The sequence below is a fragment of the Azospirillum sp. B506 genome, assembly GCF_000333595.1.
GTDB lineage: Bacteria > Pseudomonadota > Alphaproteobacteria > Azospirillales > Azospirillaceae > Azospirillum.
Genome location: NZ_BADK01000205.1, coordinates 1 through 1,551 on the forward strand (window position 1 = coordinate 1; position 1,551 = coordinate 1,551).

Here is a 1,551-nt window from a genome sequence, read left to right on the forward strand (position 1 = left end):
TTCTCATTGATGAGAGGAACAGCGCCCAGCTTCAGCAACCTGTCACATAGTATTGCTGGCGTTCAAGTGGCGCCACCGCTCTTCCGTGTCCTCCATCGTCACCAACACCTGGACAACCGTGACATCATGCCGAGCCAACGTTTCCTGATAGGCATGGGCTGAGGCCGGATCTGGCCGGTGGCTGGCGGACGCCTGCTTCTCCTCCAGCTTCAGTCTGCCCGGCCGACCAGACTGATATGCTCGCACCCACCCGCTACAGCGCCCGATGTGACGATCACCACCTCCTGCCCTCGCTTGCGGCACGCGGCAACATCATCGGCCAGCGCGTCGAGCCAGTCCCGGCAGATATGCCTGGTTTCCCCGACCACCAGAATGGCCGAGCCGATCTTCGAGACCAGCCGACGGGATCTCGATAATGGTAGGGGCGTCAAGCGCCATGACAGAGAGTTCCGTCCGTATCGTCGTCCGAGCCGACCTCTTCACCGTCCCGCTCGTCGACATCAAGGGCCTCGTCAAAAACCTCTTCCAAGTCACCGTCCTCGTGCTCCTCACCCTCTTCGAGTTCGCCTACTTCCCATTCAACTGCTTCGATGTCTTCCTCCTCGAAATCTCCATCTTCTCCACCGACCCATTCCCCGGTTTCATCGTCGCACTGCATGTCGACCGTCTCGGGCAGCATATGGCCGACCCGTGAAAGGCCGATGCACCGCGTAGCGGGGGACTGGATGACCTCCGGCTCCTCCGCCTTCGAGTCCTTGATGACGGTCAGCAGCCGGTACAGCACCTGCTTCACGCCCTGGCCGGTTGCACCGGAGAGCACCATGACCTCGGCACCCGATGCCTCCTCCAACGCCGCCCTCTTCTCCTCGATCTCTTCATCGAGCAGGGCGTCGGCCTTGTTCAGCCCGATCACCTCCAGCTTGTCGGCGAGGTTGCCGCCATAGGCTTCCAGCTCGTTGCGGATCGTGCGGTAGGAGGCGACGACATCGTCCGCCGTGCCGTCGATCAGGTGCAGCAGGATGCGCGAGCGCTCGACATGGCCAAGGAAGCGGTCGCCCAGCCCATGGCCCTCATGCGCGCCCTCGATCAGGCCGGGGATGTCGGCGATGACGAACTCTTCGTCACCGGCGCGGACGACGCCCAGGTTGGGGGCCAGCGTGGTGAAGGGATAGTCGGCGATCTTCGGCTTGGCCGCGGTGGTGGCGGCCAGGAAGGTCGATTTGCCGGCGTTGGGCAGGCCCAGCAGGCCGGCGTCGGCGATCAGCTTCAGCCGCAGCCACACCCACTGTTCCTGTCCCGGCCAGCCGGGGTGGAATTTGCGGGGGGCGCGGTTGGTCGGCGTCTTGAAATGGGCGTTGCCGTGTCCGCCGTCGCCGCCGCGCAGGAAGACCCGGCGCTGTCCGGCCTCGGTCAGGTCGCACAGCACGGTTTCCTGGTTCTCGTCGAGGATCTGGGTTCCGACCGGCACCCGGAGGACGACATCCTCGCCGCGCGCGCCGTTGCGGTTGCTGCCCATGCCGTGATGACCGCGCTGTGCCTTGAAATGCTGCT

2 protein-coding genes are annotated in these 1,551 nt (G+C 64.4%); both read right to left on the reverse strand.

What is annotated here, in order from left to right; translation table 11 throughout:
• Positions 1-209 precede the first annotated feature (209 nt).
• Positions 210-368 carry a hypothetical protein gene (locus I71_RS40965; RefSeq protein WP_375731176.1) on the reverse strand — a complete coding sequence of 53 codons (159 nt, stop codon included), beginning with the start codon at positions 366-368 and terminating at the stop codon, positions 210-212.
• Positions 369-427: 59 nt separating this feature from the next.
• Positions 428-1,551, reverse strand: a 1,124-nt coding sequence (gene obgE, locus I71_RS06930; RefSeq protein WP_042692939.1) for a GTPase ObgE, incomplete at its 5' end; no start/stop codon positions are given.